The 17,316-nt window shown below is 64.7% G+C and carries 13 protein-coding genes; 8 read left to right on the top strand and 5 right to left on the bottom strand.

All coding sequences use genetic code 11. The features are described from left to right. Positions 1–23 precede the first annotated feature (23 nt). The 4 genes from FJ953_RS04155 (at position 24) to FJ953_RS04140 (ending at position 5,492) form a co-directional block, all read left to right on the top strand. Positions 24–320, top strand: a complete 297-nt coding sequence (locus tag FJ953_RS04155) for a sarcosine oxidase subunit delta (RefSeq protein WP_140516363.1) — start codon at positions 24–26, stop codon at positions 318–320. Then, complete coding sequence (locus FJ953_RS04150; protein ID WP_140623248.1) at positions 317–3,310, top strand: sarcosine oxidase subunit alpha; 2,994 nt, start codon at positions 317–319, stop codon at positions 3,308–3,310. The genes FJ953_RS04155 and FJ953_RS04150 overlap by 4 nt, the downstream gene beginning before the upstream one ends. Further along, positions 3,303–3,890: a sarcosine oxidase subunit gamma gene (locus FJ953_RS04145; RefSeq protein ID WP_140564167.1), complete on the top strand. Its 588-nt coding sequence runs from the start codon at positions 3,303–3,305 to the stop codon at positions 3,888–3,890. The genes FJ953_RS04150 and FJ953_RS04145 overlap by 8 nt, the downstream gene beginning before the upstream one ends. 159 nt (positions 3,891–4,049) lie before the next feature. After that, positions 4,050–5,492, top strand: coding sequence for an MFS transporter (locus tag FJ953_RS04140; protein WP_140623246.1), 1,443 nt, complete (start codon positions 4,050–4,052; stop codon positions 5,490–5,492). Positions 5,493–5,516: 24 nt separating this feature from the next. Here the strand turns inward: FJ953_RS04140 and FJ953_RS04135 are convergent, their stop codons facing one another. Then, positions 5,517–6,221: a nitroreductase gene (locus FJ953_RS04135; RefSeq protein ID WP_181171549.1), complete on the bottom strand. Its 705-nt coding sequence runs from the start codon at positions 6,219–6,221 to the stop codon at positions 5,517–5,519. Between the two features lie 224 nt (positions 6,222–6,445). Here FJ953_RS04135 and FJ953_RS04130 point away from each other — a divergent pair, with 224 nt between their 5' ends. From FJ953_RS04130 to FJ953_RS04115, 4 genes are read left to right on the top strand one after another with little or no spacing between them, the layout of a single operon-like run. Continuing rightward, positions 6,446–6,988: an XRE family transcriptional regulator gene (locus FJ953_RS04130; RefSeq protein WP_246674701.1), complete on the top strand. Its 543-nt coding sequence runs from the start codon at positions 6,446–6,448 to the stop codon at positions 6,986–6,988. Positions 6,989–7,018: 30 nt separating this feature from the next. Next, positions 7,019–9,472, top strand: coding sequence for an FAD-dependent oxidoreductase (locus FJ953_RS04125; RefSeq protein WP_140623240.1), 2,454 nt, complete (start codon positions 7,019–7,021; stop codon positions 9,470–9,472). Continuing rightward, the gene (locus FJ953_RS04120) at positions 9,472–10,653 is read left to right on the top strand and encodes a pyridoxal phosphate-dependent aminotransferase (protein WP_140495619.1); all 1,182 of its coding nucleotides are present in this window, start codon (positions 9,472–9,474) and stop codon (positions 10,651–10,653) included. Before FJ953_RS04125 ends, FJ953_RS04120 begins: the two co-directional genes overlap by 1 nt. Then, a complete protein-coding gene (locus tag FJ953_RS04115; protein ID WP_140623238.1) occupies positions 10,650–13,109 on the top strand; it encodes an FAD-dependent oxidoreductase in 2,460 nt (819 codons plus the stop codon). Before FJ953_RS04120 ends, FJ953_RS04115 begins: the two co-directional genes overlap by 4 nt. Before the next feature lie 46 nt (positions 13,110–13,155). On the opposite strand, the gene FJ953_RS04110 is transcribed toward FJ953_RS04115, so the two are convergent. The 4 genes from FJ953_RS04110 to FJ953_RS04095 all read right to left on the bottom strand — a co-directional run bounded on the left by FJ953_RS04110 (position 13,156) and on the right by FJ953_RS04095 (position 17,315). After that, positions 13,156–13,743, bottom strand: coding sequence for an NAD(P)H-dependent oxidoreductase (locus FJ953_RS04110; RefSeq protein WP_140623236.1), 588 nt, complete (start codon positions 13,741–13,743; stop codon positions 13,156–13,158). After that, entirely contained in the window at positions 13,743–14,324 is a 582-nt protein-coding gene (locus tag FJ953_RS04105) for an NAD(P)H-dependent oxidoreductase (RefSeq protein ID WP_140623234.1), read from the bottom strand. The genes FJ953_RS04110 and FJ953_RS04105 overlap by 1 nt, the downstream gene beginning before the upstream one ends. A gap of 286 nt (positions 14,325–14,610) precedes the next feature. Continuing rightward, the gene (locus FJ953_RS04100; RefSeq protein WP_140623232.1) at positions 14,611–16,014 is read right to left on the bottom strand and encodes an FAD-binding oxidoreductase; all 1,404 of its coding nucleotides are present in this window, start codon (positions 16,012–16,014) and stop codon (positions 14,611–14,613) included. Beyond that, positions 16,014–17,315: a cytosine deaminase gene (locus FJ953_RS04095; protein WP_140623230.1), complete on the bottom strand. Its 1,302-nt coding sequence runs from the start codon at positions 17,313–17,315 to the stop codon at positions 16,014–16,016. Before FJ953_RS04095 ends, FJ953_RS04100 begins: the two co-directional genes overlap by 1 nt. Between the last annotated feature and the right edge of the window lies 1 nt (position 17,316).

Here is a 17,316-nt window from a genome sequence, read left to right as displayed (position 1 = left end):
CAAGGCTGCACCAGGAATATCCGATGTTGATCACTTGTCCCTATTGCGGCCCGCGCGACGTCATCGAGTTCACCTACCAGGGTGACGGCAACCGCGAGCGTCCCGACCCCGCCTCGCAGAACTTCGAAGCCTGGAACGCCTATGTCTATGACCGGCTGAACCCGGCCGGAGACCACAACGAGATCTGGCAGCATTCCGGCGGCTGTCGCGCGCATCTCAGGGTCGTGCGCAACACGCTGACGCATGAGATTTCCAGCGTCGCCTTCGCACGCGGCGATCACGGTCCGGTCGCGCGGCGCAAGGCGGAGGGCAGATCGTGAGCCCGCGCCGGACCGAGACCGGCGGCCGCATCGACCGGCTGAAGACCATCCGCTTCACCTTTGATGGCACGCCCTACACCGGCCATGCCGGCGATACGCTGGCTTCGGCGCTGCTGGCCAACGGCGTCACGCTTTACGGGCGCTCGTTCAAATACCACCGCCCGCGCGGCCTCCTGACAGCAGGCGTGGAAGAGCCGAACGCACTGGTGACGGTGCTGAAGGGCGAGGTCCGCGAGCCCAACGTCGCGGCGACCATGGTCGAGCTTCATGACGGGCTGGTCGCCGTCAGCCAGAACCGTTTTCCGTCGCTGGCCTGGGACGTCAGCGCCGTCAACCAGCTCGGCGGCAAGCTCCTATCGGCCGGCTTCTACTACAAGACCTTCATGGGTCCGGTGATCGGTCCGCTGAAGGGCACGCGCTTCTGGATGTTCTGCGAGCATTTCATCCGCCGCGCCGCCGGCCTCGGCCGGGCCGGTTCCACCGCCGACCCGGCGCGCTATGAGCGCATGAACGCCTTTTGCGACGTGCTGGTGGTCGGCTCCGGCCCTGCCGGGCTGACGGCCGCCAAGGCCGCTGCTGATCAGGGCGCGCGCGTCATGCTTGCCGAACTCGATCCGCGTTTCGGCGGCTCTGCCAACTGGTCGAACGAGACGATCGATGACCTGCCGGCGGCCGACTGGGCCAGGCGAACCGTGGCCCAGCTCGAGGGTTACGACAACGTCCGGCTTCTGCCGCGCACCACGGTCTGGGGCTACTACGACAGCAATACGCTTGCCGCCCTTGAGCGCGTCACCGATCACAAGGAGACACCCGGCAAGGGCGAACCGCGCCATCGCTATTGGGCGATCCGCGCCCGATCGGTGGTCTTGGCCACCGGCGCTTTCGAACGGCCGCTCGTATTTCCGGGCAATGACCGCCCGGGCGTGATGCTGGCGCATGCCGCGGAGCGCTACGCCAACGAATTCGGCGTGCTGGCGGGGCAGACGGTCGCGCTGTTCACCAACAATGACAGCGCCTATCGCTGCGCCCTGGCGCTGAAGAAGGCCGGCGCAAGGATTGCCGCGATTGTCGATGTCCGTCCCGAGCTTTCGGGCGAAATGCGCAAGCTGGCCGAGGAGACCGAAGCCGAGATCTTTCCCGGCCATGCCGTGATCGCCACTGAGGGCGGCAAGGCGCTCTCCGGCGTCAAGCTGCAGCGCTTCGACATGACCAACGGCACGCTCACCGGCGACGCCCGCAGCATCCATGCCGACTGCCTCTTGATGTCGGGCGGCTGGTCGCCAACCATCCATCTGGCCAGCCAGGCCGGCGGCAAGGCGCAGTGGAATGCCGCCCGACAAGCCTTCCTGCCGCCGAAGCCGACGCAGAACTGGATTGGCGCCGGCGCCTTCACCGGCAGCTTTTCCACGGCCGAAGCAATGATCGAGGGCCGCGCCGCGGGCCTTGCCGCGGCAGGCGCGCAAGCCACGCCGGCCGCACTGCCCCCGGTCGAAGCCGTAGCTTGCGATCCCGATCCGGCGCCGGTGTTCGAGATCAGGGCCAGCGGCAAGAGCTTCGTCGACTTCCAGCACGACGTGACGTCGGAGGACGTGCGGCTGGCGCACCGCGAAGGCTTCGTCTCGGTCGAGCATCTGAAACGCTACACCACGCTCGGCATGGCGACCGACCAGGGCAAGAATTCCAACGTCCCCGGCCTGGCCATCATGGCCGAGGCGCTCGGCAAGCCGATCCCGGAAGTCGGCACGACACGCTTCCGGGCGCCCTTTGCACCGGTTTCGATCGGATCACTGGCAGCGGAGCGCTTCGGCGACCTCAAGCCCGAACGGCTGACGCCGATGCATGACTGGCACCTGGCCAATGGCGCGACCATGTATTCCGCCGGCCTGTGGTACCGGCCGATGATCTACGGCCTTGCCGGCGAGACGATCGAGCAGGCCTATGTACGCGAGGCCAGGGCAACGCGCGAAAGCGCCGGCATCGTCGATGTCTCGACGCTCGGCAAGATCGCGGTGCAGGGTCCGGACGCGGCCGAATTCCTCGACCGTGTCTACACCAACATGTTTTCCACGTTGGCCGTGGGCAAGGCGCGCTACGGACTGATGCTGCGCGAGGACGGGCTGGCCTTCGACGACGGCACCACATGGCGGCTCGGCGAACGGGATTTCCTGATGACCACCACCACGGCCAATGCCGGCAAGGTGATGCAGCATCTGGAATATTTTCTCGATGTGGTCTGGCCGGAGCTCAAGGTTCATGTCACCTCCGTGACCGACCAGTGGGCGGGCGCTGCGATCGGCGGGCCGAAAGCCAGGCAGATCCTGGCCGGCTGCGTCGCCGGCACCGCTGTCGACAATGCGGCGCTGCCGTTCATGGGCATCGTGCATGGCCAGATCGCTGGCGTGCCGGTGATGATCTGCCGGCTGTCCTTCTCCGGCGAAATGGCGTTCGAGGTCTATTGCGGCGCCGACCATGGCACCCATGTCTGGGAAACGCTTGTCGAGGCCGGCAAGCCGTTCGGCCTGGCAACCTACGGACTGGAAGCGCTGGGCACGATGCGCATCGAGAAAGGCCATGTGACGGGCGCCGAGATCGACGGCCGCACCACGGCGCGCGACCTGCATCTCGACTGGATGCTGTCGAAGAAGAAACCGTTTATCGGCTCGGCGATGATGGACCGCGAGGGCCTCATCTCGCCCGACCGGCTGGAACTTGTCGGCCTGGTCGCGCTCGACAACAGGCCGCTCAACGGCGGCGCGCATATCGTCGAGGAGCTTGACGAGTCCAACCCGCACGGCTCCATCGGCCACATCACGGCATGCTGCTATTCGCCGGCGCTCGGCAAGCACATCGCGCTGGCGCTGGTCAAAGGCGGCAAGGCCAGGCACGGCTCGCGCGCCCATGTCTCCGATCCGCTGCGCAACCGGTTCGGACCGGTCGAGATCGTTTCCAACCACTTCTACGATCCGGACGGGAGCCGCATGCATGGTTGAGCGCCTTTCACCGCTGGAACCGGAATTCCATGTCGGCTCGCACGGCAATTTCGAACATGGTGTCGAGGTCATCCTGACCGAGACGAGACCGGGCTCGATCGTGCAGCTCGCCGCCTGGCCGGGCGAAGAGAAGAAACTGATATCATGCATCCGCGCCGTCACCGGGCTTGCGCTGCCCGACGGTGCCGGCGGTGGCGCCACCAATGGCGCCAAATCGGCATTCGGTTTCGCACCGGGAAAGTTCACCGTAGCCGACGAAGCCGAGGGGCTGGCCGCGGCTTTCGCGGGCGTGGTGACCCCCGCCATCGGCACGGTGACCGATCTTTCGCATGGCCGCAGCGCGATCCGCATCGCCGGACCGAAGGCCGAATGGGTGCTGGCGAAGTTCTTCGCCATCGATTTCGCGCTGCCTGCCTTCCCGCTCGGCGCCGGCCGCTCGACCACCCATCACGATGTCTTCGCCCAGATCCAACGCACCGGCGGCGACCAGTTCGACATCTACGTCTTCCGCTCTTTCGCGCGCTCCTTCTGGAAGGCGCTGTGTCACGCCAGCGAGGAAGTCGGCTACGAGGTCCAGTAGGCGCGCCTCGAGGGATTCTGGCATCAAGGCCGGCCGGCTCTGACGCTACAGCAATGCGCCGGCGGCCGCCATAATGGCGTGATATGGCCGTCAAGCCGGTCCGAAGGGTAACAAAACCCGTCTCCAGAATCCGCGCATCCGTTTGGTTCGAATATCTCCATGACCGCAGAAATATCCGCCGGCGTCACCGATCGCGCCGATGTGCCAGCCAGAGCCCTGCTCCTGCTGCCGCTGACGGTCGCCTGCGGCGTGTTCATGACCAGTCTCGACCAGAATGTCGTGGTGACGGCGCTGCCCGGCATCAGCGAAAGCCTTGGCCGTCCACCGAGCCAGCTTGGCCTGCTGATCACGGTCTACGTCGCCAGCCTGATCATCTCGATGCCGCTCGGCGGTTGGGCTGCCGACCGCTTCGGCCTGCGCAACGTCTACTGCTTTGCGCTGCTGGTATTCGCCGCCTCGTCGGCGCTGTGCGGCCTGTCCGACAACATCTGGACGCTGGTCGGCGCCCGCGCGCTGCAGGGCTTCGGCGGCGCGCTGATGGGCACGCTCGGTCAGGTCGTCATCCTGTCGACCTTCCCTCGAAGCCGGACGCTGAAGATCAACATGTATATCTCGCTGGCCGGCCAGTCCGGCCCGCTCGTCGGTCCGCTCGTCGGCGGCGCGCTGACCACTTACATTTCCTGGCGCTGGATCTTCTTCATCAACGTGCCCTTCGCGCTGGCCGCGGCTGTCCTTGCCGCCTCGCTGTTTCCGACGGTGACCAAACCCGTGCGCACACCGTTCGATTTCCCGGGCTTCCTGCTGGTCGGCAGCGGCATGGTCCTGCTTGTCTTCGGCATGGATTCGCTGGCGGCGAAAGATGCGGCCGCCGGCGTGATCGCGGCCGAGCTTGCCCTAGCGCTGGTCATCCTGACGGTCGCCTCGTTCTATTGCCTGCGCGTGCGCAATCCCTTGCTCGACCTCAAGCTCCTGCGCATCCGCACCTTCCGCATCTCCTTCCTCACCGGCGGCGGTCTGGACACGATCGGCCTCAGCTCCGTCGTCTTCCTGCTGCCGCTGATGTTCCAGCTCGGCTTCGGCATGAGCGCGGTACAGGCGGGATCGCTGACCTTCGTCGCCGCGGTCGGGTCGGTGGTCATGCGTGTCTTCATGCCTCGCCTGCTCAACCGCTTCGGTTTCCGCCGCGTGCTGGTTTTCAACACGCCCGTCGTCGCGGCCATGGTTGCGGGCTTTGCCCTGATGCAGGCGACCACACCGGTGTGGATCGTGCTTGCCTACATCTTCATCTTCGGCGTCTTCCGTTCCGCGCAATGGGCGTCAACCGGCAATCTTGCCTATTCCGATATCGCGCCCGAGCAGCTCGCCCGCTTCAGCGCGCTCTATTACATATTGTGGCAGCTGGCGGTGGCGATCAGCGTCGGCCTCGCCGCCGCGGCACTATCGTTTCTGGCCGGCGGCGGTCCGGCCGTCGCCAATGACTTCCGGATACTGTTCGTGATCGAGGGTGTCATCACGCTGTGCGCGCTATCAGCCTATCTCAAGCTGACGCCGCAGGATGGCGCCCATGTCAGCGGCCATGGCGCCCAGATGAACACGGAATAGCGGATGTCGCAGCGCAGCAGCGGCCTACCCGCTGAACGTCACCCATTCCTCCAGCGGCACGCGGTCGGTTCGGAAGGCGTTTTCGGGCTTCGACGTATCTTCATAACCGAGCGCCATGCCGCAGACGACGATCTCCTCGTCGGGAATGCCGAGCACCGGCCTGATCTGCCGGTGATAGGGCGCGAACGCCGCCTGCGGACAGGTGTGCAAGCCCCTGCCCCGCGCGGCAACCATGATGTTCTGCAGGAACATGCCGTAGTCGATCCAGGAACCCTGGTTGAGCCGGCGGTCGATGGTGAAGATCATGCCGACCGGCGCGTCGAAGAAGACGAAGTTGCGGTCGTGCTGGGCACGCATCTTGTCGACCTCGCGGCGACCGATGCCGAGCGCGCCGTAGAGCCCGAAACCGTTGGCGCGGCGGCGGGTCAGGTAGGGTTCGAAGAACTGCGTGGGATAATAGCGATATTCGTCCCAGTCTGCCTTTTCGGCACGGATGCCGGAATTCAGGATGGCATCCGATATCCGCTGCTTGGTGTCGCCCTTGGTGACATAGACCCGCCATGGCTGCATGTTGGTGCCGGAAGGGGCGCGTGCCGCGACCGCCAGTATGTCGCGGATCGTATTGTCGTCGACCATGTCGGGCAGAAAAGCGCGCACCGACCGGCGCGATACGATCGCGTCGTCGACGATCTCGGCATCGGCCGTGATTCGAGCCTTCTTTTCAAGCATGGGCCGTCCCTTACCCTGTGTCCCGATCGGACGTCCCCACTCGCCGTTCGCGGCCGAGCCTTTGCATGAACCGCCAAAATCGCGCAAGCAATTCTTGTGCACCTGTGAAAATCCGCTTGATTTTTTCACCGCACCGGCATCTCATGAAATTTAATCGGATTTTTTCACGAGGACGCGGTTTGCCTCCAGCTACAGCGAAAGCATTGCAGGGAAATTACGAGCGATTGCTGGCCAGCGACATCAGGGCGTTGCGCAAGGCGCGTGGGCTGACGCTCGCCGAGATCGCCCTGAAACTCGGCCGGTCGGTCGGCTGGGTCAGCCAGGTCGAACGCGGCCTGTCGACACCGTCGCTCAGTGATCTCAGGGCCTTTGGCGAACTGTTCGGCGTACCGGTCAGCCTGTTCTTCGGCCACGACGTTCCCATCGAAAGCGAGCGCGGCGCGGTCGTGCGGGCCGGCAGCCGCCGCACCCTTGGCACAAGCGAATCCGGCCTCATGGAGGAGCTTCTGTCGCCTGATCTCGGCGGTAGCTTCGAGATGCTGCGTTCCGTCTTCGCGCCGGGCGCTGGGCTCAAGAGCGAGGCGCGCCGGCCAACCGAAGAGGCTGGATATGTCGTGTCGGGGACGTTCGACATCGAAATATCGGGGACATGGCACCGGCTCGGCGAAGGCGATTCCTTTCGCTTCGAGGGCAAGCCTTTCCGCTGGCGCAATCCGGGATTGGAGCCGGCGGTCGTCATCTGGGTGGTTTCGCCGCCAGTTTATTGAATGAAATTGGACCAAGGGTTGGAGAAGAACATGGCCGGTTTGCCGAGCACGGCACGCGTGGTGATCATCGGAGGCGGTGTCGTTGGCGCCTCCTCTCTGTACCATCTCGCCAAGGCGGGCTGGACCGACTGCGTTCTCCTGGAAAAGAATGAACTCACCTCCGGCTCGACCTGGCATGCCGCCGGTAATGTGCCGACCTTCTCCTCGTCCTGGTCGCTGATGAACATGCAGCGCTATTCGACCGAGCTCTATCGCGGGCTGGCCGAGGCCGTCGACTATCCCATGAACTACCATGTCACTGGCTCCCTGCGGCTTGCCCACACGCAAGAGCGCATGCAGGAGTTCCAGCGCGCCAAGGGCATGGGCCGCTACCAGGGCATGGACATCGATATCGTCGGCACGGACGAGATCAAGCGCCGCTATCCCTTCATCGAGACGCATGAGCTGGAAGGCGCCCTCTACGACCCGAGCGACGGCGACATAGACCCGGCGCAGCTGACCCAGGCGCTGGCCAAGGGCGCGCGCGACATGGGTGCCCGGATCATACGCTTCTGCCCGGTGACAGGCGTGCGCCGCGAAAGGGACGAATGGGTGGTCGTGACGCCGCAAGGCGAGATCCGCTGCGAGATCGTCGTCAACGCCGCCGGCTACCGTGCCGCCGAAGTTGGAAAAATGTTCGGCCGCGAGGTGCCGATGATGGTGATGAGCCATCAGTACATATTGTTCGAGGAGATCCCCGAACTCGCCGCATGGTCGAAGGAACAGGGCAGGAAGCTGCCGCTGCTGCGTGACGTCGACACTTCCTACTATCTGCGCCAGGAAAAGAACGGCATGAATCTCGGCCCCTATGAGCGCAATTGCCGCGCGCATTGGGCGGGTCACAACGATCCGATGCCGGAGGATTTTTCCTTCCAGCTTTTCCCCGACGATCTCGACCGGCTGGAACATTATCTGGCCGACGCCGTCGCCCGCGTGCCGATCCTGGGCACCGCCGGCCTGTCCAAGGTCATCAACGGCCCGATCCCCTATGCGCCGGACGGCAATCCGCTGATCGGGCCGATGCCGGGCGTCCCCAATGCGTTCGAGGCCTGCGTCTTCACCTTCGGCATCGCGCAAGGCGGCGGTGCAGGCAAGGTGTTGGCCGAATGGGTCACGCAAGGCCGGACCGAATGGGACATGTGGTCTTGCGACCCGCGCCGCTTCACGTCCTTCGCTTCGGCTCCGGATTACTGCGTTGCCAAAGGCATGGAGATCTACGGCAACGAATACGCCATCCAGTTTCCGCGCCATGCCTGGCCGGCGGGACGCGACAGGAAATTGTCGCCGATCCATGATCGCATGAAGGCGTTCGGCGCGCGCTTCGACGCCTATAATGGCTGGGAGCGCGCCACCTGGTATGCGCAGGATGGCGACGACGTCTCGGAGGAAGCAACGCTCACCTTCCGTCGCGACGGGCCGTGGCAGCACCGCGTGCGCGAGGAATGCCTGGCCGTCCGCGACGCCGCCGGCATCCTCGACCTGCCGGGTTTTTCGCGCTTCAACCTCGAAGGTCCGGGCGCCGCCGAATGGCTTAGCCGGCAAGTGACCGGCCTCGTGCCGAAGCCCGGCCGCATCGGTCTCGTCTATTTCTCCGACGACAAGGGCCGCATCGTCACCGAAATGTCGGTGGTGCGCCACGGCGAGGAATCCATGACGCTGATCACCGCGGCGGTGGCGCAATGGCATGATTTCGAATGGCTGAAATCGCACATGCCCGTGGATGCGACTTTCAAGCTGATCGACCGGACCGAGGAATTCTCCACCCAAATCCTGGCCGGACCCAAGTCGCGGGAAATCCTCGCCGCCGTCTGTGAGGCCGACCTGACCTTGCCGTGGCTCACGCATCAGGAAACCAAGATCGCCGGGCGCTGGGCGAAGCTGGTCCGCGTCTCCTTCGCCGGCGAACTCGGCTGGGAAATCCACACCAGGGTCGACGACACCGCCGCCGTTTTCGACACCATCTGCGCGGCGGGACAGCCGCACGGCCTGAAACCATTCGGCATGTACGCGCTGGATTCGCTGCGGCTCGAAAAGGGCTACCGCACCTGGAAGGGCGACCTTTCGACCGACTATTCGATCCTGCAAGGCGGGCTCGAGCGGTTCGTCAAATGGGACAAGCCCGAGTTCCGCGGCAAGGCAGCGCTGCAGAACGAGAAACAGCAGGGCGTCAGGAAGCGCTTCGTCACGCTGGTGGTGGAAAACCCCGGCGATTGCGACGCGCCCTACATGTCGACGCTGTGGCGTGAAGGCCAGATCGTCGGCGAGACGACGTCGGGCGGCTGGGGTCATCGCGTCGGCAAGTCGATCGCGCTCGGCATGCTGCGTGCCGATCTGGCGGAGCCCGGCACCGCCGTGGAGATCGAGATCTTCGGCGACCGTTTCAAGGCGGTCGTGCAGAACGATGAGCCTTTGTGGGATCCGAAAAACGAAAGGTTGAGAGCCTGATGCCAAAACCATCATCGCGCATTTCAGGCATCGTGCCGTCGGGCAAGGATGGCTGGGAAGTCCATTTCGCCGCGTGGGCCCGCAAGGAAGCCGGCGAGGACATCATCATGCTGTCGGTCGGCGATCACGATTTCGACACACCTTCCGAAACGATCGAGGCCTGCGTGACCGCGGTTCGCGGCAGCAATCACCACTATACCCCTTTGCCCGGCCTGCCGCGCCTGCGCAAGGCGATGGCGGCGGCCTCGGTCGCCTGCACGGGCGTCGGGACGACGCCGGACCAGGTCATCGCCACGCCGGGCGGCCAGGCGGCGCTCTACGCCGCCGTGCAGGCCGTGCTCGATCCGGGCGACCACGCCATCGTGGTCGCGCCATACTACGCGACCTACCCCAACACCTTCAGCGCCGCGGGCGCGACCTTCACGGTTGTCGAGACGCCGGCCGAGGACGGTTTCCAGCCCCGCGCCGACATGATCCGGGCGGCACTTCGGCCGAATACGCGCGCCATCCTGATCAACACGCCGAACAACCCGACCGGAGCCGTCTATTCGCGCGAACGGTTGGAACAGCTGGCCGAGGTCTGCCGCGAGCACGATTTGTGGCTGCTGTCCGACGAAGTCTACTGGACGCTCGGCGGTGGCGAGCACATCTCGCCGCGTTCCCTGCCCGGCATGGCCGAGCGCACGCTGGTCATCAATTCCATGTCCAAGAGCCATGGCATGACCGGTTGGCGCATGGGCTGGCTGACCGGCCCCAGCGAGATGATCTCGCTGCTGACCAACCTCAATCTGGTGACGACCTACGGCCTCCCGGCCTTCATCTCGATCGCTTGCACCGAGGCGCTGGAGAAGGGTTATGGCGTGAAGGAAATCGCCGAACGCTATGCGGCGCGACGCGCCGTCCTGCTCGACGCCGTGCGAGGCATGAACGATGTCGGCGTGCGCGGCTCCGAAGGCGGCATGTATGTCATGCTCGACATATCGGCCGTCGAATCCGACGACGAGAAATTCGCTTTCGCCTTCCTCGACAAGGAGAAGGTCGGCGTCATGCCCGGCTCCAGCTTCGGCGAGGCCGCGGCAGGCCATATCCGCGTCAGCCTGTGCCAGCCGGAACCCGTCTTGCGGGAAGCAGCACTCCGGCTGCGCCGCTTTGTCTCCAGCTACCGCCGCGAGGCCGCATGAACATCCCTTCCCCCAGAACCATTCCCGCCAAGGCAAGGGCCGTCATCATCGGCGGCGGCGTTTCGGGCTGCTCGGTCGCCTATCACCTGGCCAAGCTCGGCTGGACCGACATCGTCCTTCTGGAGCGCAAGCAGCTGACCTCGGGCACGACATGGCATGCCGCCGGCCTGATCGGCCAGTTGCGCGGCTCGCAGAACATGACGCGGCTGGCGAAATATTCGGCCGACCTCTACGTCAAGCTGGAAGCCGAGACCGAGGTCGGCACCGGCATGCGCCAAGTCGGCTCGATCACCGTCGCGCTGACCGAGGAGCGCAAGCACGAGATCTATCGTCAGGCGTCACTCGCCCGCGCCTTCGATGTCGACGTGCGCGAGATTTCGCCCAGGGAAGTCAAGGAGATGTACCCGCATCTCAATGTGTCCGACGTCGTCGGCGCCGTGCATCTGCCGCTTGATGGCCAGTGCGACCCCGCCAACATCGCCATGGCGCTGGCGAAGGGCGCGCGCCAACGCGGCGCCACCATCGTGGAGAATGTGAAGGTCACCAAGGTCCACACCAAGGCGGGCCGCGTCACCGGCGTGTCCTGGGCGCAGGGCGAAGAGCAAGGCACGATCGAGGCCGACATCGTCGTCAACTGCGCCGGCATGTGGGCGCGCGAACTGGGCGCCCAGAACGGCGTCACCATCCCGCTGCACGCCTGCGAGCATTTTTACCTCGTCACCGAGCCGATCCCGGGGCTGAGCCGCCTGCCGGTGCTGCGCGTGCCCGACGAGTGCGCCTATTACAAGGAAGACGCCGGCAAGATGATGCTCGGCGCCTTCGAGCCGGTGGCCAAGCCCTGGGGCATGGACGGCATCCGCGAGGACTTCTGCTTCGATCAACTGCCCGAGGACATGGACCATTTCGAGCCGATCCTGGAAATGGGCGTAAACCGCATGCCGATGCTGGCGACCGCCGGCATCCACACCTTCTTCAACGGCCCCGAGAGTTTTACGCCCGACGACCGCTACTATCTCGGCGAGGCGCCGGAACTGCGTGGCTACTGGATGGCGACCGGCTACAATTCGATCGGCATCGTCTCGTCAGGCGGCGCCGGCATGGCGCTGGCACAGTGGATCAACGACGGCGAGGCACCGTTCGACCTGTGGGAAGTCGACATCCGCCGCGCCCAGCCTTTCCAGAAGAACCGCCGTTACCTCAAGGAGCGCGTCTCCGAAACGCTCGGCCTGCTCTATGCCGACCATTTCCCCTATCGCCAGATGGCGACATCGCGCGGCGTGCGCCGTTCACCCCTGCATGAGCATCTGAAGGCGCGCGGCGCCGTGTTCGGCGAGGTCGCCGGCTGGGAGCGCGCCAACTGGTTCGCGCGCGAGGGACAGGAGCGCGAGTACCGCTATTCCTGGAAGCGGCAGAACTGGTTCGACAACCAGCGCGAGGAGCACCTCGCCGTCCGCAACAAGGTCGGCCTGTTCGACATGACCTCGTTCGGCAAGATCCGCGTCGAGGGCCGCGACGCCTGCGCGTTCCTGCAAAAACTCTGCGCCAACAACATAGACGTGGCGCCGGGCAAGATCGTCTACACGCAGATGCTCAACCGGCGCGGCGGCATCGAGAGCGATCTCACGGTGTCGCGCCTGTCGGACACCGCCTATTTCCTCGTCGTGCCCGGCGCCGCGCTGCAGCGCGACCTCGCCTGGCTACGCCGGCACGTCGATGAGGCGTTTGTCGTCATCACCGATGTAACCGCTGCCGAAAGCGTGCTCTGCCTGATGGGCCCGGATGCGCGAAAACTGATCCAGAAGGTCAGCCCGAATGACTTCTCCAACGAGAACAACCCGTTCGGCACCTTCCAGGAGATCGAAATCGGCATGGGACTCGCCCGCGCCCATCGCGTCACCTATGTCGGTGAACTCGGCTGGGAGCTCTATGTCTCGACCGACCAGGCGGCCCACGTCTTTGAAGCCATCGAAGCGGCCGGCGCCGATGTCGGCCTCAAGCTGTGCGGGCTGCATACGCTCGATTCCTGCCGCATCGAAAAGGCTTTCCGCCATTTCGGTCACGACATCAACGACGAGGACAATGTGCTGGAAGCCGGCCTCGGCTTCGCGGTGAAGACGGCCAAGGGCGATTTCATCGGCCGCGACGCGGTGTTGAAGAAGAAGGAAGCCGGATTGAGCCGCCGGCTGGTCCAGTTCCGGCTGAAGGACCCGCAACCGCTGCTCTTCCACAACGAGGCGATCCTGCGCGACGGCAAGATCGTCGGTCCGATCACCTCAGGCAATTACGGCCACCATCTCGGCGGCGCGATCGGGCTGGGCTATGTGCCCTGCCAGGACGAGACCGAGGCGGATGTGCTGGCCTCGTCCTATGAGGTCGAGATCGCCGGCGAGCGGTTTGCGGCAGAGGCATCGCTGAAGCCGATGTATGATCCGAAATCGGAACGGGTGAAGATGTAGCGCGGTTTTCCCTTCTCCCACAAGGGGAGAAGGGCAGTTCGCCCCCTCAAAACCGCTCCAGCTTTGCCCGCACCTTCGCCAGAAACGCGGCTCTCGTCTTCGGCGTCGAGGCGTCCATCAGATAGTGCGCCATGAAGAAAGTCCGGCAGCGCGTGGCGCACAGCGCGCGCATGCCGCGCAGCAAGGTCTTGCGCCCGGGCTGGCCGACGACGACGCTCCACCATGTCGGCGCGCCGCAGGTGGTGATGACGCCGACCTTGGTCACATGCCGCATCAGCGACTTGATCCGCCCCTTGCCGGCCGGCAGCTTGAAGGCGACGTCCGTCGCCCACACCCGGTCGAGCCAACCCTTCAGCATCGCCGGCAGCCCGTACCACCAGGTCGGATAGACGAAGAGGATCGCCTCGGCCCAGTTGAGCAGCTCGAAATGCGGCTTCAGGGCAAGGTCCTGCGGCGCCTGGTTGTTGTAGAAACGCCGTTCCTCGCAGCTCATCACCGGATCGAACTTCTCGGCATAGAGGTCGAGCAGCCGCACGTCCCAGCCCTTTCGCGTCAGCACCTCCACGGCGGTGTCGCGGATAGCGGCGCAAAAACTCTCCGGCACCGGATGGCAATAAACCACCAGCGCGCGCATCAGAATCTGTCCATGCTGGCCGTGACCTTGGCCAAGAACGCCTTGCGCGTCTCGTCGCTCGAAATGTTCATCGAATAATGCGCCAGGTAGGAAACCGAAGCGCCCGGCTTGACTGTGGCGCGCAGCATGCGCTGGACCAGTTTGCGCGGCGGGTCACCCATCAGCATGGCGCGGAACCGGCTGCCGCCATAGGTGGTGACCGCCGCGATCTTCCTGATTTTGTGCAGCGACGGCTGCGCCTTGCCGTCGACCAGCTTGAACGACACGCCGGGCAGGAAGACGCGGTCGAAGAACCCTTTCAGGATTGCCGGAAAGCCGTAGTTCCAGACCGGATAGGAAAGCACCAGCGCATCGGCGCGCAGCAGGCGTTCGACATACGGCGCCGCAGGGTCGGCGGAGCCGCGCGGATTGTGGTAATCCAGCCGCTCCTGGCGAGAGAGCCGCGGATCGAAATCCTCTGCATAGAGGTCGCAGTCGTCAATCGCATGACCGGCAGCCGTCAGTCGCTCGACGATCGTCCGGTGCAGGCCGGCATTGAAGCTGGTTTCGACCGGATGGGCGTGGACGACGAGGATGTTCATGGCGAAGCATTGCCTGGGTCAGCGCGAGGCACCCCCCTCTGCCCTGCCGGGCATCTCCCCCGCAAGGGGGGAGATCGGATTATCTCCCTGCTTTCGCCAATTGTCAGCGCGGCAGGTTGGCGGCAGCGCTTAAGCTGCCAATCTCCCCCCTTGAGGGGGGTGAGGAGTGGTCCGCGCAGCGGACGGGAAGCCGATTTCTTGGCTTTCCGAGCGACGAACGCCCGAAGCGACAGCGAAGGGCCCGGGCCGGAAGGCCAGAGGGGGGTGTTCAAGCGCGAACCTCTCCTCATCCCGTCCTCTGCAGCCCCTTGAACAGAAAAGTCCGGCCCGAACGGTAGTCATAATCCGGGTTCTCCCAGGCGATCATCTTGCCGGGATTGAGCAGTCCTTGCGGGTCGGTCTCGCGCTTGAAGGCGAGTTGCACCGCATCGGTCTGCTTCATGCCGCCCTCTTCCAGCGTGTAACGATGCGGGTTGAAGATCGGGCAGCCATTCTCCTCATGCAGGCGGATGATCTCGTCGAGCCGCGCCTCGGTGGTGAACTTGACCAGCGGCAGGCCGAAGCAGGTGATGTTGCCGTCCAGCCGCACGAACTCCAGATGCGAGAACACTTCGCCTGGAAACATCGCGTCCATTTTCTCGACCAGCGCCAGCTGGTTGGGAAAGGGATAGAGCGACTGCAGATAGGTGATGTCGGGGTCGACCCGCAGCGCCCTGAGCGTTGTGTGGTTCCAGGCCAGTTCATAGGCCGGCGGCAGACCCTTCTTCTCCTCCGGCGTCGCCGTCGCGGCGTTGAAGATCACCTCGCCTCCAGCCCGCCGCGTGAAAGCGAGAAAGGCGTCCAGCCCATGCCGCGCCACCATGACGACGCAGATGCTCTGCCCATCCTTCAGGAATTTCTGGTGCCGTTTGAAATAGAGCTGCGGCACCGGTGCCGCGATCTGCGTGATCAGCTTGGTCAGGATGCCGTCCTGGCAGGCCAGCGCGTTGCCGTAGCGCGCCGCATTCATGAAGGCGTCGTAGCCGACAATGATGTCGATCCACTCATAGGCCGCGGTCAGCGGCATCTCGACTTCGGTGATGATACCGTTGGTGCCGTAGGCGTGGGTCACCTTGTGCAGATCCTCGCCGGTGAGTTCGAGCGCCCTCGGCTCGGCCTCCATGGTTACCACGCGCAGGCGCAGCACATTGCCGAAATCACGCAAGCCGCCGAAATTGATCGAACCGACGCCGCCCGAACCGCCCGCGATGAAGCCGCCGATCGAGGCGGTGTTGTAGGTCGAGGGTGAGAGCCGCAGTTCCTGCCCTGAATGCGCCCGCGTTGCCTTGTCGATGTCGGCCAGCACCGCGCCCGGCCCGGTCACCACGCGCCCCGGCGCGATCGACTTGATCTCGTTCATCTCGGCGAGGTTGAGCACCACGCCGCCCGAGAGCGGCATCGCCTGGCCGTAATTGCCTGTGCCGCTGCCGCGCGGCGTCACCGGCACGCCATGCCGGTGGCAGGCGGCAAGCACGCGGATCAGCTCGGCCTCGTTCTTGGGTGTCACGACCAGGTCGCCGGTGACGTGATCGAGCTGCTGCTTCAGCACCGGGCTGTACCAGTAGAAATCGCGGCTTTTCTGCTGGACGATGGCCGGATTGTCGTCGAGTTTTATCCCGTCGAGATCGCGTTTCAGCGCGGCGATATCCATCAGTCCACCATCAGCTCGTCGAGTTCGGCATAGTCGGGCAATTGCCGGTCGATTGCGCGCCCGGCGCGCACGACGATGCGATCCGATTCGGGCCGCGACAGCAATTCCGTCCAGCTGCGGCCCTTGAAGACAATGAAATCGGCATCCCCGCCGGCGGCAAGCGTGCCGAAACCATCGAGCCGCATCACATCAGCCGGCGTTGCCGTGACGGCCTGCGGCCAATCGGCGACCGGATGATCGAAATGCAGGATGCGCGTCGCCATGCGGTAGACCTCCAGCATGTCGAGATCGCCATAGGCATAGAACGGATCGCGGGTATTGTCGGAAGCGACCGCGACCGGAATGCCCCTCGCCTTCATCTCGTGCAGCAGCGTCACCCCACGCCAGCGGGGCGTGGTTTGATCGCGCCGCCGGTCCTGCAGATAAAGATTGCACATCGGCAGCGAAACGATCGCCAGCCCGGCTTTCGCCACCTTGTCCAGAGTGTCCAGCACGTCGAGGTCCGGCTGGCGCGCCAGCGAACAGCAGTGGCCGACGAGGATCTTGCCCTCGAAGCCGCTCCATAGCGACGCCTCGGCGATCTTCTTCAGCGAGATCGCCGCGACGTCGTCGGTCTCGTCGGCATGGAAATCGAGATCGAGGCCATGCTTGACGGCTTGGAAGAAGACATGGTCGAGCAGTTCTTCCAGATCCGGCACCATGTAGGTGACGACGCCAAGCACGCCCTTGGCGGCGGCCACCCTTTTGGCCAGCCTGTCGAACCAATTCTTGTCGCGCACGCCCTCGACGCCAATCAGGCAGGCGCCCTGCAACTCGATGCGGCCGCGCCACCTCTCGCGCATCGTCTCGAACACCGGCCAGGAGATTTCCTCCTGCGGCGGGACACTGTCCAGATGCGTGCGCAGTGCTTTGGTGCCATGCGCGTAGGCGCAGCGCAGCGAGAAATCCATGCGCCGCGCCACGTCCTCGGCACTCCAGCGGTCAGTGCGGTCGGCACCTGTGGCATTCAGCGCGCCGATGAAAGTGCCGTCAGGATTGGGTTTTCGCGGCCAAATATGGCCCTTGTCGATATGGGTGTGGCAATCGATGAAGCACGGCAGCAGAATCCGCCCGCCGAGGTCGATCGCATCGGCAGGTGCGTTCGATCTGCCAGGAACAGCAATGCTGGAAATCTTGCCGTCGCCCACCGCGATGTCGGCAAGTGCGAAACCGTCGCCGTCGAAGGGCGCGGCAAGGCCAGGCGTGACGGACCGATGAACGCGTGCGTTGGCGAGCCGGTATGAACCTGTGTTCGGAATCAAG

This window comes from Mesorhizobium sp. B2-3-6, from assembly GCF_006442305.1.
In the GTDB taxonomy this organism is placed as follows: Bacteria; Pseudomonadota; Alphaproteobacteria; order Rhizobiales; family Rhizobiaceae; genus Mesorhizobium.
The sequence above is the reverse complement of the archived record's forward strand: the minus strand, read 5'-3'. Positions and strand labels throughout refer to the sequence as shown.